This is a genomic window from Leptospira sanjuanensis, assembly GCF_022267375.1.
GTDB classification, from domain to species: domain Bacteria; phylum Spirochaetota; class Leptospiria; order Leptospirales; family Leptospiraceae; genus Leptospira; species Leptospira sanjuanensis.
In genome coordinates this window covers 1066480-1082539 of record NZ_JAIZBH010000001.1, presented here as the reverse complement: position 1 = coordinate 1082539, position 16060 = coordinate 1066480, and the positions used below count along the sequence as shown (strand labels likewise).

Sequence of the window (16060 nt, the reverse complement as noted above, 5' to 3'; positions counted from 1 at the left end):
AGGACAAATTTTTCAATAGGAGAATGATAACTTGATCGTCAAATTTTTAACGTCTAAAACGGGCAAATACAGCTTAGGTATCGCTCTAATTTACTTTATTGTTTCTGTTTTTTTAGTTAGAATATCTAAAAATTCGAATAGTAGAATATTAAAAAATACTACATCATTTATGACCAAACCGATATCTTTTGCGCTTCCGTCGCAGAGTGAAAATGACACAGAAGAAGAGCAAAGCCAAAAGTTGTCCGTTTTGGCGATGAACGTGGAAACCGAATCGATAACTCCGCTAGTGGAAGCCTCCGGCATGATAGATTTTATCGAAAAAGTCGATGTCTATTCCAAAGTTTCGGGAAGAATTGAAAAGACTTATTTTAAAGAGGGGGAGGAAATTTCTCAGAACCAAAAACTATTTAAAATGGAAACCTTGCCGCTTGAATTGGAATTGCTCAAGCAGGAATCGACTATGGAAAGCTCCCGTTCGCAAGTTAAATTAGCTCGCGAAAAGTATATAAAAGCAAAAGGGAATGTTCTCGGAAAAATCCAAGAATACGAAAAATCCATATCAATTTTGGAAAAAGCCAAACAGGAATATGAAAAATCGAAAAATACGTTCGCAGGAATCGAAGAAATATACAATGCTGGCGGTTTTAGCCGCGAAGAATTCGAAAATGCAAAGCTGAATCTGCAATCAAAGGAAACCGCCTACCAGTTGGCTGAAAAAGACGTCGAAATCCGAAGCATCGGCTTAACGGATAAGGATATATTAAGAAATAATTATAAGATTCCGGATACGAAAGAAGAAAGAATCGAAATTTTGACGGAGATAAATAGTCTCATCGAAAAAGCGGAATGGGAAGTTACCGAGGGAGTATTAAAAGCCCACGAGGCGCAAGTTAATTCCACAAAAATGATGCTCAAGGAGTCTTTAGTATTTTCACCGCTTACAGGTGTCGTGTCTAAACAATTCAAGAACGAGGGTGAAATACTCGCTAGTTCCGGTCCAGGTCAACATGTCTTATCGATCATCAATGTAAAACAAGTCTACGCGGTCCTTAACATTCCCGAATCCGAGTCCATAGATCTTAAAAAAGGAATGCGTGTTACTTTTTTCGCCGACGTCTATAAAGGACAGGAATTTGCCGGAATCGTACAATTAGTCAGTCCATTGATTGATCAAAAAAGCCATACCGTTGAAATCAAAGCGATCGTAGATAATAAGAACAAACAGCTTAAACCGGGAATGTTCATACGGGCGAACATTACTACCGGCAAGGAAAAGCCAACCATTAGAATTCCGAGTATGGCTGTTTTGCTAAATGAGGACGGTACGACTGGAACGGTTTGTGTCGTTCGGGACGGAAAAAGTTATAAAAATGAAGTGAAACTCGGAACCCAAAGCGAAGGAAAAATCGTCATCACGGAAGGATTGTCGGATGGAGATACGATCTTACTGGAACGAATTTCGCAGCTTAGAGACGGAATGCCGGTAAATCCGATCTTTGATAAAAGATGAAAGCTATTGTTAAGTTTTGTGTCTCGAAACCGGTAACGGTTTTAATGACTTGGATTGCCATCGCAATCTTCGGGATCATCGGTTTAAAGAGCGCAAAAATTACTCTTCTTCCTGAAATTGCCTTCCCTCGAGTCTCGGTCATAACTACCTATCCGAATGCGTCTCCGGAAGAGATCGAAAATCTTATCACAAAACCTCTCACAGATTCGATAGGAACAGTAGGAGGAATCGAAAAAGTTACCTCGGAATCGCTGGAAGGGATTTCCGTCATAACTGTTCAATTCTCGTTTAATACTTCGATCGACTTTGCAATCATTGAACTTCGTGAAAAGATCGACCTGATACGAGATCAACTTCCGCAGGATGCGAGCAAACCGTTAGCTACGAGATTCGACCCCTCCCAATCGGCATTTCAAGAAATCGTTATATCCCCGAAAAATGATACCGATGCAAAATCGCTTAGATCTTTCACGGAAGAAAACGTGAAAGTGTTCTTTGAAAGAATCGACGGTATTGCATACGCTCAAATCTCGGGCGGTTACGAAAAGGAAATCAGAGTCGAGATCGATCCGGAAAGGATGACAACCTACGGCGTATCGATTCCGGAAATCCAACGGTCCATCGTAACGGCAAATATAAATATGCCCGCGGGCAGCCTCCCAGTCGGCAATAAAGATTTATTATTGCGGACCGTCGGGGAATATAAATCGCTAAATGATATTAAAGACACAGTTATAACAACCAACACGACAGGTATTCCAATACCGATAGGTTCGGTCGCGAGCGTTTATAGAACATTCAAAGAACGAAGCGGCTTAGCCCGATATAACGGGAAAGATTGTATCGTTATTTACTTGTATAAGGAATCTGGAAGAAACTCGGTAGAACTTGCCGATCGTGTACAAAACGAGCTGGAATCCATCAATCTAAAATTTTCCGATAAATTATCGGCTCAATCCATATATGACGAATCTATTTTTATACGCGATTCCGTTTGGGGTTTAATCTGGTCGTTGGTGATAGGAGCCGCCTTGGCTTTTATCGTACTTCTCCTTTTGATTCAAAGTCTCAGAGCGCCGCTGATACTTCTAATCATCATTCCTTTTTCATTACTCGCAACGTTTCTTCTTTTTTACATCTTTGATATCTCGTTAAATATGATGTCCTTAGGTGGCTTAGCTCTCGGAATCGGAATGTTGTTCGATACGAGTAACGTTGTATTTTCTTCCATCGAACGAAACTTAGAAAAACGCAAATCCACGTATGATTCTTCGGTCGAAGGAACTTCGGAAGTTATGGGTTCTGTAGTATCGGCAACCTTAACTACCATCATTGTTTTTTTACCCATTATTTTTATAAAAAGCTTCATCGGAATTCTTTTCACCGAGATGGCGATTGCAATCGTAGTTTCCATATCGATCAGTTTACTCGCATCGATCACGATCATCCCGACTCTTTACGTCCTCCTAGACGAAAGCGAATTCGGATCACAACTTCAGAGCAGTCGCCTTTTCCAACGATCGGCACACCTGTACGAATCCGCATTGATATCCTATGAGGTGAAGTTAAGATCGTATTTAGAAAATCCCAAAAAATTAGTTTTCGGTTTATTTTTCGGACTTGTCTTATCCGCCCAATTTTTATTTTTTCTTCCCACCGAATTTATGCCAGCGGTGGACAATGGAGAATTTACGATCAACATTGAAAACAGTCAGAATAGCACTTTACTGAGCACAACCAATTTAGTAGAGACCGTCGAGCAGGTTCTTCTTGCCGACAAAAATATAAAAAGCGTTATCGCTAAAATTGGATCGGATGGCGACGATATTATATCAAAAATAAACGGAGGATCCGGCGCCAATATGGCCAAAATAAGAGTGTTACTCCGTCAAAACGCATCAAAATCGACGAAAGAGACTATTGAAGGAGTTCGAAAGAAAATTTCGTTTGCTGAGGATATCCGAATCAATTTCGAAGGAAACGGGGATGTCATCGGTAAGATTCTCGATCCCCACAATAGTCAGCTCAATTTGGAAATTCACGGCGAGGATTTAAGAACTCTCTCTGACATTGGAAAGAATCTTACCTTAAAATTGAGGAAAGAAAACGTTGCAACGGATTTACGAAACACGTTAGAAACCAAAAAACATGAATATCTAATTGAATTCGATACTATCAAAGCAAGTTCTCTAAAACTAACCAACGATTATATTTCACAATACATAAAAGTTGCAAGCTACGGTGCCGACATTTCGCGAATTAAATACCAGGACGAAGATCTTAACATTCGCCTTCTCGTAAAAAGGAATGATATAGACAATCTAAGTAAACTTCAAACTCTGAATATTAAAACTCCCTCGGGCGAATTCATAAGATTATCTCAAATCGCCAGTATAAAAGAAAATATTTCTTCTAGTTCTATCCGAAGAGCGGGCAATTCGCGAGTCAACATGGTCCAAGGCAACTTAGATCCGCGAGGCACAACGGAAAAAATCAAAAAAATTATCGAAAATACGAAATTGCCGACGGGCTATTTTATTAAAATCGGAGGAGAATCGGAAAACATAGAAAAATCGTATAATGAACTTCTCTTCGCATTCATCTTAGCTTCTTTATTGATTTATATGCTTTTAAGCAGTCAATTTCAATCGTTAAAACTTGCCGCTGTAATGATCTGTACTATCCCGCTCATGTTTATCGGAATTTTCCCTGCGCTTTTTCTATTCGGTAAAAGTTTCAATATCAGCGCGTTTTTAGGATTGGTTCTTCTGTTAGGCGTCGTAGTCGACAATGCGTCTCTTTATTTCGAATATCTGATTATCTCTTTTAAGGAAAGTGGTGACTTTGCTAAAGCGATTATCGAAAGCGGAAAGATTGTCTTTCGTCCAATTTTAATGAATAATTTAACGACGATTTTAGGTTTGGTACCCGTTGCTCTTGAATTTCAAAAAGGGGCCGAATTTCAATCGCCGATGGCTATCGTTGTAATCGTAGGTTTGTTTTCCTCCTTCTTTTTCAGTCTATTCCTGCTTCCTATTCTGTTCTTTTTATTATTAAAAAATAGAAAAGTAGAAAAACTATCGTGACTACGAATTCAATTCAATACCCTTCCAAAATTACGATCCAAATGCTCGTAAGTGCTTTAATGCTATTCGGGATAATATCCGTATTCTTAGTCAATTTTTCATTGTTTCCCATTATAAAAAACCCGGCACTCTCCATCGTCGTTGAATATCCGGGAGCAGATTCAGATACGGTCGAAAAAACGATCACGATTCCACTTGAAGATCAAATTTCGACGATCGGCGGAATAACGGAAATTCGTTCTCAGTCGGAAAAAGGAAAGGCTTTAATCCGATTGGATTTCGAAAGCCGTACGAATTTAGACCTGAAGACCTTGGAGATAAAAGAAAAGATCGAAAGTACCGTCGGTAGATTTCCCAAAGATGTAAGAAAACCGAAAGTCTTAAACTTTGATCCGACCGAAATGCCCATTGCCGTCGTCTCTTTGAAAGTAACCGATCCCAAATCAATGGGAGAACTTAGGACATATGCGGACACAGTATTAAAAAAGACCTTGGAGGCAATAGAAGGTATCAGCAAAGTAACGGTATCCGGGGGTAAAGTAAAAGAAATCTTAATTTCTTTCGACATGCAAAAATTAAATGTCTACAATCTGAGTTTAACTGATCTCTATAATGCGATCCATTTTAATAATCTATCCTCAACGGTAGCGTCCATCGAGGAAAAAAACGGTCTATACCAAGTCAGGCTTAGAGGAAAATTCTCTACGATTGAAGACTTAGTCGATTTACCAATAACCAGTTTAGACATGGGCAAAATCGTTAGACTCGGAGATCTTGCAAAAATAGAAAGCTCATACCGCGACGAAGACAATGCTTACAGAGTCAATGGAAACGAAAACATTGGGGTATATGTTTACAAAAAACACGACGCAAATATTTTACAAATATCCTCGGATATAAAAAATGCAGCAAAAAAAATAAACGAACAGGACCGGCAAATCGAAATCATTTTTAACCAAGCCGAGAACATAAAAAGCGCCTATATAAATGCAGTCTCAATCGTTCTACTTACCGTGATCTTTTTCTTCGTCTCTATTCGTCGACAACTCGGGGAACAAGCGGTCGGAATCTTTGCAACAACAATATTCCAACTGATATTTATATTTCTAATTTTCGTTTTCGTTCATTTCGTTTTCAAAATCGACTTCGATTTATTAAGTATCCTTTCGATTTATCTTTCGTTCGCATTCTGGACATTATTGTATTCAAAATTAAAAGAATTAGAATTTAATAAGACAACGCAGCGAAGCTTGTTTTTATTTCTTCTCCTTAGTTTTCCTTGCCTTTTTATTCCAACGATTATTCTAAACCCAACGATCGGCACCAACTTATTACGATTGTCGTTACTTACATCTCTCGGCGTATTTTTTCTATATCTATCTTATCAATACATCAAATCACCGTCTAAAAATTCCGAAGACCATAACACTATAGAATTCAAAACAATTCCTGTAAAACGAACGAGGAAAAATAACGAAGAAGATAATTCCAAGACCCGGTTAGGACAAAACAAAAATGTAACGTTATTATTAGCTTTTCTTTTAGCGGTGTTAACGGCTGCTATACTATACATTCGATCTCCTAAGGAAGTTTATTTCAATATCGAAGACGATCGGATATACGGCTACATAGAACTTCCATCCGATTCGAGCTTTTCTTATACGGATAAAATCGTTCGGAATATTGAATCAAAATTGATTGAGAATCGAAAAACAAAAGATGTCATATCCCAAATCGAATCGGGCCACGCATTTCTAATCATCAACTACGATAAAAATATCTTTTTTAAAGAGAATATCATTCCTTCTCTAAACGAATCAGTCGGAAAACAAAATCCTGCTTATTGTTATTTCACGAAAGAATCCGAATTAGGGAGAATGAAAGAGATCTCCTTGGATGTTATCGGTTCAGACCACTCTACTCTAAACAAAACCGTCCCTCAGGTTGCAAACGCGATCACTAATTTACCCGGAATACACGAAGTAATCCTGAACTTCAAACCTCCTCGCAATGAATTACAACTAGATCTGAATAGCAAGAATTCTTTGGTTCCGAATTCCGAGATAGGATCTTTTTTACGTACAATATTACAGGGCTCCGTTGTTAGCAAATTTAACGAAAATAATAACGAACTGGATATTCGCATTCGCGCTTCAAAAGAATATAGGGAATCGGAAAAACAATTAAATCGTTTTTTAATTAAAAACAATATCGGCCAGTTCTCGCCGATAGGTAATTTATACAGTCAGAAGGAAAGCGCTTCACCGATAAAACTTTTTAGAAAAAATAAACGCCCAAGTCTTTCGTTATCAATACGAACCGATTCCTATTCAGCCATTTCGCTTCTCCAAAACGTCAAAAACACCGCAAAGAACATATTAAACTTAAATGAAAGGATAGAATTGAACGATCGGATTGAAAAGCTGTCAAAATCAAAAACGGTATTTACGACCCATATAATATTGTTAATTTCAATCTGCTTCTTTCTTTTAGTAGCCTTTACGGAATCATTAACAAAAGCCAGCGGGCATTTCTTATCCGTAATATTTGCGTATTCTATTTTTTTATCGCTTTATTTGATAATCTTTAAAACTTATGATATAAGTCTGCACATCGGAAGTGCTGTCGTACTTGTATCGCTCATGCTTGAAGCAATCACCAAGTTGACAGGTAAAGAAAACACAAATAGAGAAAAATTAGATCTGAAACTTTTTTATATCGCATTCATGCTCTATATTCCGTTTTTATTATTCGCAAATCCTGAACTATTGCTGCTAAAAAATGTGATCGGATTTTTCCTATGTGCACTTTTTCTATCCAAGTTTGCATTATTTTCCTTTGATATGGAATACAATAGCATACTTAATCTTCTTTTCAAAAGAGCGTCGAATACCTTACGATTTTCCCGATATTGGAGGAAATAAAATTGATTTCCAAAAAAATAATTTTAAAATTAAAAACCGCCTTTTTCAAACTTCCAGGAAGATTCCTTAAGTTTGTCAGCACAAAAATTGGTAAATATTCCGCAATAACTCTTTCTTTATTGATCTTATTTATAGTAGTAACAGCAATTTTAAACTATACGAAATATAAATGCCTTGCCGGAGATTGTGAAAACGGCTTTGCAAAAATGCAATACAGAAATGGGGCATATTACGAAGGCTATGTAAAGAATTCCCATCCGGACGGGTATGGATTATTTAAAAACGATGACGGGCATTTCTATAAAGGCGAGTGGCGACATGGCGTCAAACACGGAAGAGGGCAATATCGATATCCCGATGGCTCAGCTTATTCAGGTTCTTTTGTTAATAATAAAAAACACGGATTAGGCATGTTCGTTTGGCAGGATGGAACAATCCTGAGCGCACAATGGAATGATGACGAACCGGACGGTGCAGGCACTTTAATCTTAGCCGATGGAACAAAGCTAAACGGAGTTTATAAAGAAGGTCGAATTTACGACGGGAGCGGCGCCTTTATCTATCCGGATGGAAACATTTATATCGGCTCTTGGCGAGCGGGTAAAAGAAACGGTTTTGGAATCTTTAAAGATTCTCTTGGAAAAATAATATTCAAAGGTAATTGGAAGAACGATAGGGAAAGTCAAGAAGGAAAATAAAATGAAGTTACTGGATAAATTTAAAGAATTCCTAGCGGATAACATATTTAAAAGGGAAATAAGGAAAACCGTTGAATTTCATCTTTTCCCTAACCGAATTAACGAAATCGACGGAAGTGCTTTTTTTAGATCTACGATCAAAACACACATCAGCTTTATCGCACTCTATATAGTTGTTAATCTTATTCTCTCAATGTTTAATCTCTCTTACTTGGTGGAGTATTCTCAGATTATGAGAGGTTATCTTGTAGAAGGAAAGATTTCTGTCTTTTTGTATCTACTAAATGCATTCCCCTACAATATATTTTTCTTCGCGTTCTTTTTGATCGTTTTCGAACTCTATTTTAGTATCGGAACTTTTTTAACCGTTAGAGTTTTCGGAGAAAAAAACGTAAATTTCCGAAAATGTGTTTCGTTAGTTGTTTCGAGTAACGTATATATTCTCCTATCTCTTTTTCCGATTTTATTCTTTTTTACGATAATGCCGAGTTCAGCTAAGAGAGATATTTATTATATGATTCTGTTTTTAGGATTTGTAAGCTTATTTTTAATTGCGGGAATCTTTCTGCAAACGATCAGCTTTATTAGAATGTCGAAAACCGTATTCGAGCAAAATATAGGCCGAAGTTTCTTAACTTGGTTCCTACCTTTATTCGCTATATTCTTATTTTTCTTTTGGAGTTATCGCCCTCTTTGAAAGAATCAGGAATATTAAAAGCAAAAAAAGAAGCGATAATTTCCTAACTTTTTCGCACATTTACGAATAAACGAGAAGGCTCTCCTTGCCGATTGAGATTGTGACCAAACAAATTCAAGAAGAAGGAGAACCCCCATGAGGGCAGAAGAAGAAAAATCGCACCTGAAAGTAATCCAAGCGGATGAGGCTCAACTCGGGGAAAGACTTGAGCGAACTCGTAAGAGGAGATACTGGAAGAAACACTGAACGCTCTCTTAGACGCAGACAAACTCTACCAAGCCTCCAAGTATGAAAGGAATCCGGATCGAGTAGAGATACACTAGCGGGTTCGTATAATAGAAACTTCGAAACAAAAGCTGGAAAAGTAAAGTTAAAAGTTCCGAAACTTAGGACAATTACGTTCGAGTCGGCAATCATCGAAAGATACAAACGCAGGGAGAGTTCCGTAGAAGAAGCTCTCATGGAGATGTATCTTGCGGGGGGTTCGGTTCGAAGAGTCGAGGACATCACGAAAGTCTTTGGGGAACCAAGATCTCACCGTCAACGATCGGCAAACTCAATCAAAAAGTCTTTGTTCAAATCGACAAATGGAGAATCCGACCTCTCGAAATTAAATTGTGCGAAACTTTTAAGACAGTATCCAAAAGAAAATCAGCATCCATTTCTCATTAAAAAAGTAACCGCCTAACGAACCACAAGCCCACCGTTTTTTGGCAGATCCTCGCAAGAAAGACTTCTCGGTATCGTTTCCCAAGACTTAAAAAGATCTCGTAAATAAGCGTAAGGATCGATACCTGAGATCTTTGCATTTTGAATTAACGAATAGAATCCCGCGCTCGCAGTTGCCCCTTGTGGACAACCGGAGAAGAGCCAGTTTTTTCTACCGATCACAAAAGGACGAATGTCGTTCTCAACGAGATTCGTATCTAATTGCAATTCCGGATGATCCAAAAAGAGAAGCAGTTTTTCCCACTGGCCAGAAAGATAAGAGAGCGCTTTTCCCATAGAAGATTTGGGAGCAACTTCGACGATCCGTTTGTTCATCCAAGAACGAATCTCATCAACGATAGGCTTAGATTCGGATTGCCTGAGTTTCAGATGTTCTTCAGAACTTAAACTTTCTACCTTAGCTTTTGACTCGATTGTATAAAGCTTACCGATTTTCTTTACGATCCATTCTGCTTGCACATTCTTAGAATCGATTTTTAGAATTTCGAAAAATCTCCTCCTCGCATGATTCCAACATCCCGCGTGAAGAATCTTAGATTTAACTTTCAACAAAGAATCGTAAGATTCAAAACCGTCCGTTTGGATGATTCCTTCAAATCCCTGGATCCATTCTTCTAAAAACTTAGCGCTCCGACTCGGCTCATAATGATAGAGAACAACGGGCTTTTCTCTGATGAACCCTCGGATCACCCACATATACGATTTGGATGTATTCAACTTTCCTTCTTCGTTTAACACTTGAAGAATCGTCTCATCGATCTGCAAATACTTCGATTTGAAAAGTTCCCTTCTCACATCCTCGATCATCGGAGAAAGTTTTTCAAAAACTTGAATTGCGGTATTGGAAAGGGTGCTCCTTGAAATATCCACTCCCGATCTCTGGAGAATCCCGGCTTGTCTGTAAAACGGAAGAGCATCCGCAAACTTTTGAGTAAGCGTGTGAGCTAAGAATCCGGAAGAAAGCATACTCTTCTCAGCGATCTGATGGGGAACCGGCGCGATTCTTACGACAGGTAGAGTTTCATCAGAAGTTCCTTCACAATGCTTACACGCATACTTAGGGCGAATATGAACTTCGACTTGTATTTTAGCCGGGATAATATCTAACTTCTCGGACTTGTCTTCTCCGATACGAGTAAGCTCGTGACCACAAGAACAGGTTTTATCAATTTCAGGAATATCATGTAGGATTTCGATTCTTGGAAAGTAGTCCGGGAAAGGTTTTCTTCCCGTCTTCTTTCTTGTATGGCTTTTAACAGGACTAAAAAGACTTTCTTCTTCGGGTTCAGGAGAATCTTCTTGCAAGGAGCTTTCTATTTCGTTAAAAAGAAATCCTTGATCTTTTTCGATCTGACTCCATTTCTCAGTCTTTCTCCCGAAAAGCTGGATCTTCAATCTCTCGATCTGATCCAAATGTTCGGATTCTTTCTGTTTTTGGAGTCGTAATTCTTCCTGATATTTATTATTCTCTAATATAATGATTCTTTTTAGTTCTTCTACATCATCAGGAAGAGAGTTTAGATCCAAAGACATTCGGATTCAGTCTTAATACTTTCTTTTCTTGAGTCAAACATTTTCAACTGACATTCTTGTATTTTAGTTTCTTGTGCTCTTTGAAAAAATCGATCCCATTCAATAGCCAATGAAACCTTTCAACGGGTATTTTATGCACTTCCTCCTCTGAGTTCGGCCACGGGAATTTACTCTCTTCCAGTCTCTTCTGCCAAAGGCAAAACCCGCTCTTATCCCAGTAGAGCATCTTCAGTTTATCTTTCTTGCGATTGCAGAAGAGAAAGACGCTCGCCGAATACGGATCTTTTTTCATCTTTCCTTCTACGATTACAGAGAGCGTATTGATCGATTTCCTTAAATCCGTCGCCCCAGGTCGAAGATACACTTTTCTGTTTCCGGGATTTAACTCCATCGTCCTAAACTAAACTGAACGTTTACTTGGAGCGATGCCTTCCCCGACGTATCTATCTTTAGGGTCAAAAATTCGGCTTCTACCAATGACTGAGAATTTGTCGAGGAAGGAGGAATTTCTACAAAGTCGTTCTTCTCTGAATGCTTAGAACGTCTCTCCCAATGATATCGAAACGTCGTGTATTTGAGGTGTCTTTCTTTACAATACTGAGGCTGGGAAAGTCCACTCTTTGAAAAGTCATCAAACTCTTTGGGCCAATCTATTTTCGTTTTTTTCATCAAAGACAGTTTACAACATTTATACGATTAGAAAAAGGTGCGGTTGTTTAGGCGCTTACTTAAAAAAAATCGTAATTCACCAAAACAAGTATTCAACCAAATAGTTTAACAATTGACAAAAAAACGAGCTGCCATATATTCAACCAAATGGTTGAATTAAAAAAAGAACAGAAACTCGACCGGGTATTTGCAGCACTCTCCGATCATTCGAGACGTCAAATGCTGGTACGTTTGCGAAAAGGCTCGCTCACCATCTCGGAGCTTGCGGAGCCCTTCTCGATGTCCTTTGCGGGGGTTGCAAAGCATATCGATGTTCTGGCCGCTGCGGGACTTGTTCGCAAGGTGCGCACGCCGGAAGACGGCCGTAGCATTCGTTTGGAACTGCAAAATCGTTCTCTTTCGGAAGCATTCGCCTGGCTTACCTATCATCAAGAATTCTGGAGTAACAAATTGGATAAATTAGAAGCATTCATTGAGGAGCAAGATGATGACCACACCCGTCCTAAAAATAGAAAAAAAAATTAACGCGGAACCTTCTCGACTCTTTCGAGCTTGGTTACAAGAAAAAGAATTTTCAAGTTGGTTCCTATCCGGAGAAGAAATCGGAATCGAATCGGTAACGATCGATCCTCGACCCGGCGGAAAATTCCGCATCGACATGACTCTCGACGGTAAAGTCTTACCGCACGAAGGGGAATATATAACGATCGACGAACCCACAAAACTCGTTTTCACATGGCGCTCGCACGCGACAGGCCATCGGGAAACGTTAGTCACCGTTACATTCACCGCGTTGCCTTCCGTGACGATCACCGGCACGAACGGCGCAAAAAACAAACCGCAAACTCTCGTAACGCTGACTCACGAACGATTAGCGGATCGAAAAGAAATCGAAATGCATCACGGCGGATGGACGAACATTCTAAACGGGCTCGAAACGTGGCACGTAAGCGAAGAGTAAAACAAAGTCTTTATCGGCGAGGCCGGAAGAGAAAACAAAAAGGAGAATAGTATGAATGGAATTTACCACAAAGTCGGCATTCGAGCCGGAGCAAACGAAGTAACTCAAGCGTTAACGACTCAAGCCGGTCTTGCGAATTGGTGGACAAGACAAGTGGAAGGCGCGTTTTCAGGAGGAGTTTCGGCGGTCGGAGATTCGATTCGTTTTACGTTTGGTGAAAAAGGTTTCTTTGATATGAAAGTTCAAGAATCGACTCCGGCTCGGGTGTTATGGGAATGTGTCAACGGACCGGAGGATTGGGTCGGTTCGCATGTTGATTTCGATCTACGCGCAGGTACCGCGCCCGATGGAGCAGCGATGACCCTCGTTCACTTTCGACATCAAGACTGGAAAACCGAAAGTGAGTTCACCGCACATTGTAGTATGAAATGGGCGGTCTTTCTTTTGAGTCTTAAGAGTTTGATAGAAAACGGAAAAGGCCAACCCGCACCCGATGACATCAAGATCGACGATATGAATTGATTTCCGATTTCGCGCGGATCGTTAAACGACAACCGCGCATTTTACGAATGACTAGCCCAAGGGCATAATTTTGATTTCAATTATTTTTCAAATTAAGCCGACCGAATTGCGGACAACGTTCTCAATATTTAGAAGCGAACCGAGATTTTCTTAAGTACGGAAAATCTCGACAAAACTCCGCAAAATTTCTTTTTAAAACTTCGGATCTCCGTTTCTTAGCAACGACACGAATCTTAGATTTCTCTTTTTAAGAACAGCATCTTCCCTTTGAAGGTCATAACCACTTCTTCGTTTTGATTAACCAGCTCGTTCTTTCCCATTACGAGTCCCAAATTAGCTCTAAATTTACTTTTTTCTAATATACTAAATCTTCCCCGCAAGGTGTCGCCGGCAAAAACGGGACGTTTCCATTTCAATTCCTCCAAACCGGGAGACCCCATTCCATGCGCTCGATTCATTAGATTTTCGACAAATAACTTCATATAAACGGCCGTCGTCTGCCAACCGGAAGCGATCAAAGCTCCGTATATGGACTCTTTCGCCTTCTCTTCGTCGATATGAAACGGTTGCGGATCGTATTTCGCGGCAAATTCCAAAATTTCATCCTTCGATAAGGTATAACTCCCCAACTCAAAAGTTTCTCCCACTTGCAAATCTTCGAAATATTTCATGGCTTCTCCTATTCAAGATAATCAACGGCGGCTCTTTCCATTCCAATTATGGAAACGTTTTCATATAGCTTATGATTTTATATAAAACTATTTCAATCCAAAAAAATTTTTAATCCTGTGATCGTTTAGGATAGGTTGGAAAGAGATATTCGAAAGGATCCATCGAAATGAAATCGCAGTATTTCTGTCGAAATAAATCGGACGTCTTAACTAAAGATAAATTCTACCGGCAAAAACCAGACCGAGATCGGCACCTCCCCTTCCGAGAAAAAAAACATTGAGATAGACTTCTCCGGATAACTCGAATTTCTTATCCTGCGATCTCCAAGACAAACCGACCGGCAAGCGAGCGCCGAAAGAAGTTTCATAACCCTCGGTCTCAATAAATCTGCCACGTCCTACTCTTTCTTTTTCCCGATAATGTTTTTCTTCCACCACCCCGCCGATGCCGCCATAAAAACCGACCGATTCGTTTAAAGAAGCGAAGTTATAAAGAAAAACTCCATGAAAGTGAAATCTTCCGTTACCGAACGCGCTAAATCCGAGTCCCGCTTCGAGAGATTTTTTGTCGTCCATCCAATACTTGCCGGTCAAGCCGGTTGGTCCGAATAAACTGATTCCGATTCCGAATTTACCGGGAGCTGAGTTGGTTTCGGAACTTTTATTTTCTTCTCCATTTACGGAACTCGTGAACGCAAAAATGATGAATGAAAGAAAGAGAAGGGATTTAAACGAATATATCATTTTATCTACATCGAAATCTATACAACCAGTACATACTATTAGAGAAATCGTATTTTTCAAGCTTAAATAAGGCAACATCAACGATCGAACATCTTGACGGATTCTAGCTAAGAGTAAATCGATATCGAAAGGAGCGCGAAGAAGGTCAAAGTTCGAAAATTATTTAAAATACTTTCCGAACTTTTTGGAAAGTAGTTCCGCTCGTTTATCGACGGACAACTCACCCGATTTGGAAGTCAGATCATAATCTTGAATCAGTATTTCCTTCGTAATCGCAGCTTTTTCTTTCGAACTTTTTTGAATAAAGCGCATCGGATCAAGCCTAGCTAAAATTCTCAAGAAACTCCAAGACGCGGCCTTATGGATCAAAGGAACGTCGGCGCCGCCGATAATTTTCGCTTTAATTTCGAAGGCATCGAAATGCAATATTGCGATTCCCCAAAAGAGACAAGAAATAAGAAGTCCGATGGACGACAACCACGGCTTAAAGATTCCGAAAAGCGGAAGAACATATACGAAGAAAGTGGTACTATGTAAGGCTAAAATTGCTCCAATCAGGAAAAAAAACAGCCTGACTCTAAAATCACCTCTCTTTCTGAGCATCTTGTGCGAGACTTCGAAAATTGAAAGTCCGGTCCAAAATATCAGATATAAAACGTATAAATGATAATTTACGTTTATCTCATAAACGAATTTTTCTTGATCCTTCATATTCGCCATTCTTTGCGTTACGCAGTTGAAGACAAAATAACCTAACCCAACAAAGGCGATCAAGGAGGCCCAAATAGGAATCCTGCTTTCCGAGTTTTCCAATTTTTTGCAAAGAACATACAGGGTAAATGGAACGAACAATATCGGTATAAAATTCAGATTGAGCGCCAAATTGCGGTATTCAAGCGGAACCAAGACTCGAAAGCCTTGAATCAGTAACCATAAGGATAATTCAAAATTTAAAAGTAGAAAATAATTCTGAACAATACGATTCCCCTTTAATCGGAACGTATAAACGCCGAATAAAAAGTGAAGCAATCCCGTCACTATTGACAATAAATTACTGAGACCCACGGCCAAAATCTATATTGGATTATTATTTAGTATAGTTCTTTTTATAAACCGAACATTTAACAAAGCGAATATTAAAGATTATTTGAATTCGACCGTATATTCGAAATCCTTTATTGAACGATTCGCCGATAAACCGATTAAAATGACATAGAAAAAGAATGCGAGGCGGCCTACGAAACGAAGAGCAGTCATTCTTGTTGTAGTCGAACTACGCAATAGCCGTAGTTTATGCTACTGATTCTTGAAAA

The 16060-nt window shown here is 39.3% G+C and carries 14 protein-coding genes and 1 pseudogene; 9 read left to right on the top strand and 6 right to left on the bottom strand.

Annotated features, from left to right (window positions below):
* Positions 1-31 precede the first annotated feature (31 nt).
* The 6 genes and pseudogenes from LFX17_RS04885 to LFX17_RS21095 all read left to right on the top strand — a co-directional run.
* Positions 32-1513: an efflux RND transporter periplasmic adaptor subunit gene (locus LFX17_RS04885; protein WP_238729292.1), complete on the top strand. Its 1482-nt coding sequence runs from the start codon at positions 32-34 to the stop codon at positions 1511-1513.
* The gene (locus LFX17_RS04880) at positions 1510-4599 is read left to right on the top strand and encodes an efflux RND transporter permease subunit (protein ID WP_238729291.1); all 3090 of its coding nucleotides are present in this window, start codon (positions 1510-1512) and stop codon (positions 4597-4599) included. The genes LFX17_RS04885 and LFX17_RS04880 overlap by 4 nt, the downstream gene beginning before the upstream one ends.
* Positions 4596-7523 carry an efflux RND transporter permease subunit gene (locus tag LFX17_RS20850; protein ID WP_238729290.1) on the top strand — a complete coding sequence of 976 codons (2928 nt, stop codon included), beginning with the start codon at positions 4596-4598 and terminating at the stop codon, positions 7521-7523. Before LFX17_RS04880 ends, LFX17_RS20850 begins: the two co-directional genes overlap by 4 nt.
* A 2-nt stretch (positions 7524-7525) precedes the next feature.
* Positions 7526-8221, top strand: a complete 696-nt coding sequence (locus LFX17_RS04870) for an MORN repeat-containing protein (RefSeq protein WP_406600478.1) — start codon at positions 7526-7528, stop codon at positions 8219-8221.
* Between the two features lies 1 nt (position 8222).
* Positions 8223-8918: a hypothetical protein gene (locus tag LFX17_RS04865; RefSeq protein ID WP_238729289.1), complete on the top strand. Its 696-nt coding sequence runs from the start codon at positions 8223-8225 to the stop codon at positions 8916-8918.
* Positions 8919-9053: 135 nt separating this feature from the next.
* Positions 9054-9524 (top strand): annotated as a pseudogene (locus tag LFX17_RS21095) (transposase); the annotation flags it as partial.
* 78 nt (positions 9525-9602) lie between these two features.
* Here LFX17_RS21095 and tnpC read toward each other — a convergent pair.
* From tnpC to tnpA, 3 genes are read right to left on the bottom strand one after another with little or no spacing between them, the layout of a single operon-like run.
* A complete protein-coding gene (gene tnpC / locus LFX17_RS04860; protein ID WP_118966396.1) occupies positions 9603-11180 on the bottom strand; it encodes an IS66 family transposase in 1578 nt (525 codons plus the stop codon).
* A 43-nt stretch (positions 11181-11223) separates the two neighbouring features.
* On the bottom strand, positions 11224-11571 hold the full coding sequence (gene tnpB / locus LFX17_RS04855; protein ID WP_118966397.1) for an IS66 family insertion sequence element accessory protein TnpB: 348 nt from the start codon (positions 11569-11571) through the stop codon (positions 11224-11226).
* Positions 11562-11849, bottom strand: coding sequence for an IS66 family insertion sequence element accessory protein TnpA (gene tnpA / locus LFX17_RS04850; protein ID WP_118966454.1), 288 nt, complete (start codon positions 11847-11849; stop codon positions 11562-11564). The genes tnpB and tnpA overlap by 10 nt, the downstream gene beginning before the upstream one ends.
* Before the next feature lie 147 nt (positions 11850-11996).
* Here tnpA and LFX17_RS04845 point away from each other — a divergent pair, with 147 nt between their 5' ends.
* Genes LFX17_RS04845 through LFX17_RS04835 form a run of 3 tightly spaced genes read left to right on the top strand, consistent with a single transcriptional unit; the run spans position 11997 to position 13332 of the window.
* Positions 11997-12374, top strand: coding sequence for an ArsR/SmtB family transcription factor (locus LFX17_RS04845; protein ID WP_238729288.1), 378 nt, complete (start codon positions 11997-11999; stop codon positions 12372-12374).
* Positions 12334-12810 (top strand): SRPBCC family protein, encoded by a 477-nt coding sequence (locus LFX17_RS04840; protein ID WP_319941231.1) that lies wholly within the window; start codon positions 12334-12336, stop codon positions 12808-12810. Before LFX17_RS04845 ends, LFX17_RS04840 begins: the two co-directional genes overlap by 41 nt.
* A 51-nt stretch (positions 12811-12861) precedes the next feature.
* Positions 12862-13332, top strand: a complete 471-nt coding sequence (locus tag LFX17_RS04835) for an SRPBCC family protein (protein WP_238745374.1) — start codon at positions 12862-12864, stop codon at positions 13330-13332.
* Between the two features lie 233 nt (positions 13333-13565).
* Here LFX17_RS04835 and LFX17_RS04830 read toward each other — a convergent pair whose 3' ends face one another.
* The 3 genes from LFX17_RS04830 to LFX17_RS04820 all read right to left on the bottom strand — a co-directional run bounded on the left by LFX17_RS04830 (position 13566) and on the right by LFX17_RS04820 (position 15812).
* Positions 13566-14003, bottom strand: a complete 438-nt coding sequence (locus tag LFX17_RS04830; RefSeq protein ID WP_238729286.1) for a MaoC family dehydratase — start codon at positions 14001-14003, stop codon at positions 13566-13568.
* Between the two features lie 210 nt (positions 14004-14213).
* Complete coding sequence (locus tag LFX17_RS04825; RefSeq protein WP_238745373.1) at positions 14214-14747, bottom strand: hypothetical protein; 534 nt, start codon at positions 14745-14747, stop codon at positions 14214-14216.
* Positions 14748-14906: 159 nt separating this feature from the next.
* Positions 14907-15812: an LIC10906 family membrane protein gene (locus tag LFX17_RS04820; protein ID WP_319941230.1), complete on the bottom strand. Its 906-nt coding sequence runs from the start codon at positions 15810-15812 to the stop codon at positions 14907-14909.
* Positions 15813-16060: the final 248 nt, after the last annotated feature.

Coding starts and splice junctions, on each gene's coding strand:
- LFX17_RS04880 (WP_238729291.1), top strand. CDS start 1,510: ATGAAAGCTATTGTTAAGTTTTGTGTCTCGAAACCGGTAACGGTTTTA.
- LFX17_RS04865 (WP_238729289.1), top strand. CDS start 8,223: ATGAAGTTACTGGATAAATTTAAAGAATTCCTAGCGGATAACATATTT.
- tnpC (WP_118966396.1), bottom strand. CDS start 11,180: ATGTCTTTGGATCTAAACTCTCTTCCTGATGATGTAGAAGAACTAAAA.
- tnpB (WP_118966397.1), bottom strand. CDS start 11,571: ATGGAGTTAAATCCCGGAAACAGAAAAGTGTATCTTCGACCTGGGGCG.
- tnpA (WP_118966454.1), bottom strand. CDS start 11,849: ATGAAAAAAACGAAAATAGATTGGCCCAAAGAGTTTGATGACTTTTCA.
- LFX17_RS04845 (WP_238729288.1), top strand. CDS start 11,997: ATGGTTGAATTAAAAAAAGAACAGAAACTCGACCGGGTATTTGCAGCA.
- LFX17_RS04840 (WP_319941231.1), top strand. CDS start 12,334: ATGATGACCACACCCGTCCTAAAAATAGAAAAAAAAATTAACGCGGAA.
- LFX17_RS04835 (WP_238745374.1), top strand. CDS start 12,862: ATGAATGGAATTTACCACAAAGTCGGCATTCGAGCCGGAGCAAACGAA.
- LFX17_RS04830 (WP_238729286.1), bottom strand. CDS start 14,003: ATGAAATATTTCGAAGATTTGCAAGTGGGAGAAACTTTTGAGTTGGGG.
- LFX17_RS04825 (WP_238745373.1), bottom strand. CDS start 14,747: ATGATATATTCGTTTAAATCCCTTCTCTTTCTTTCATTCATCATTTTT.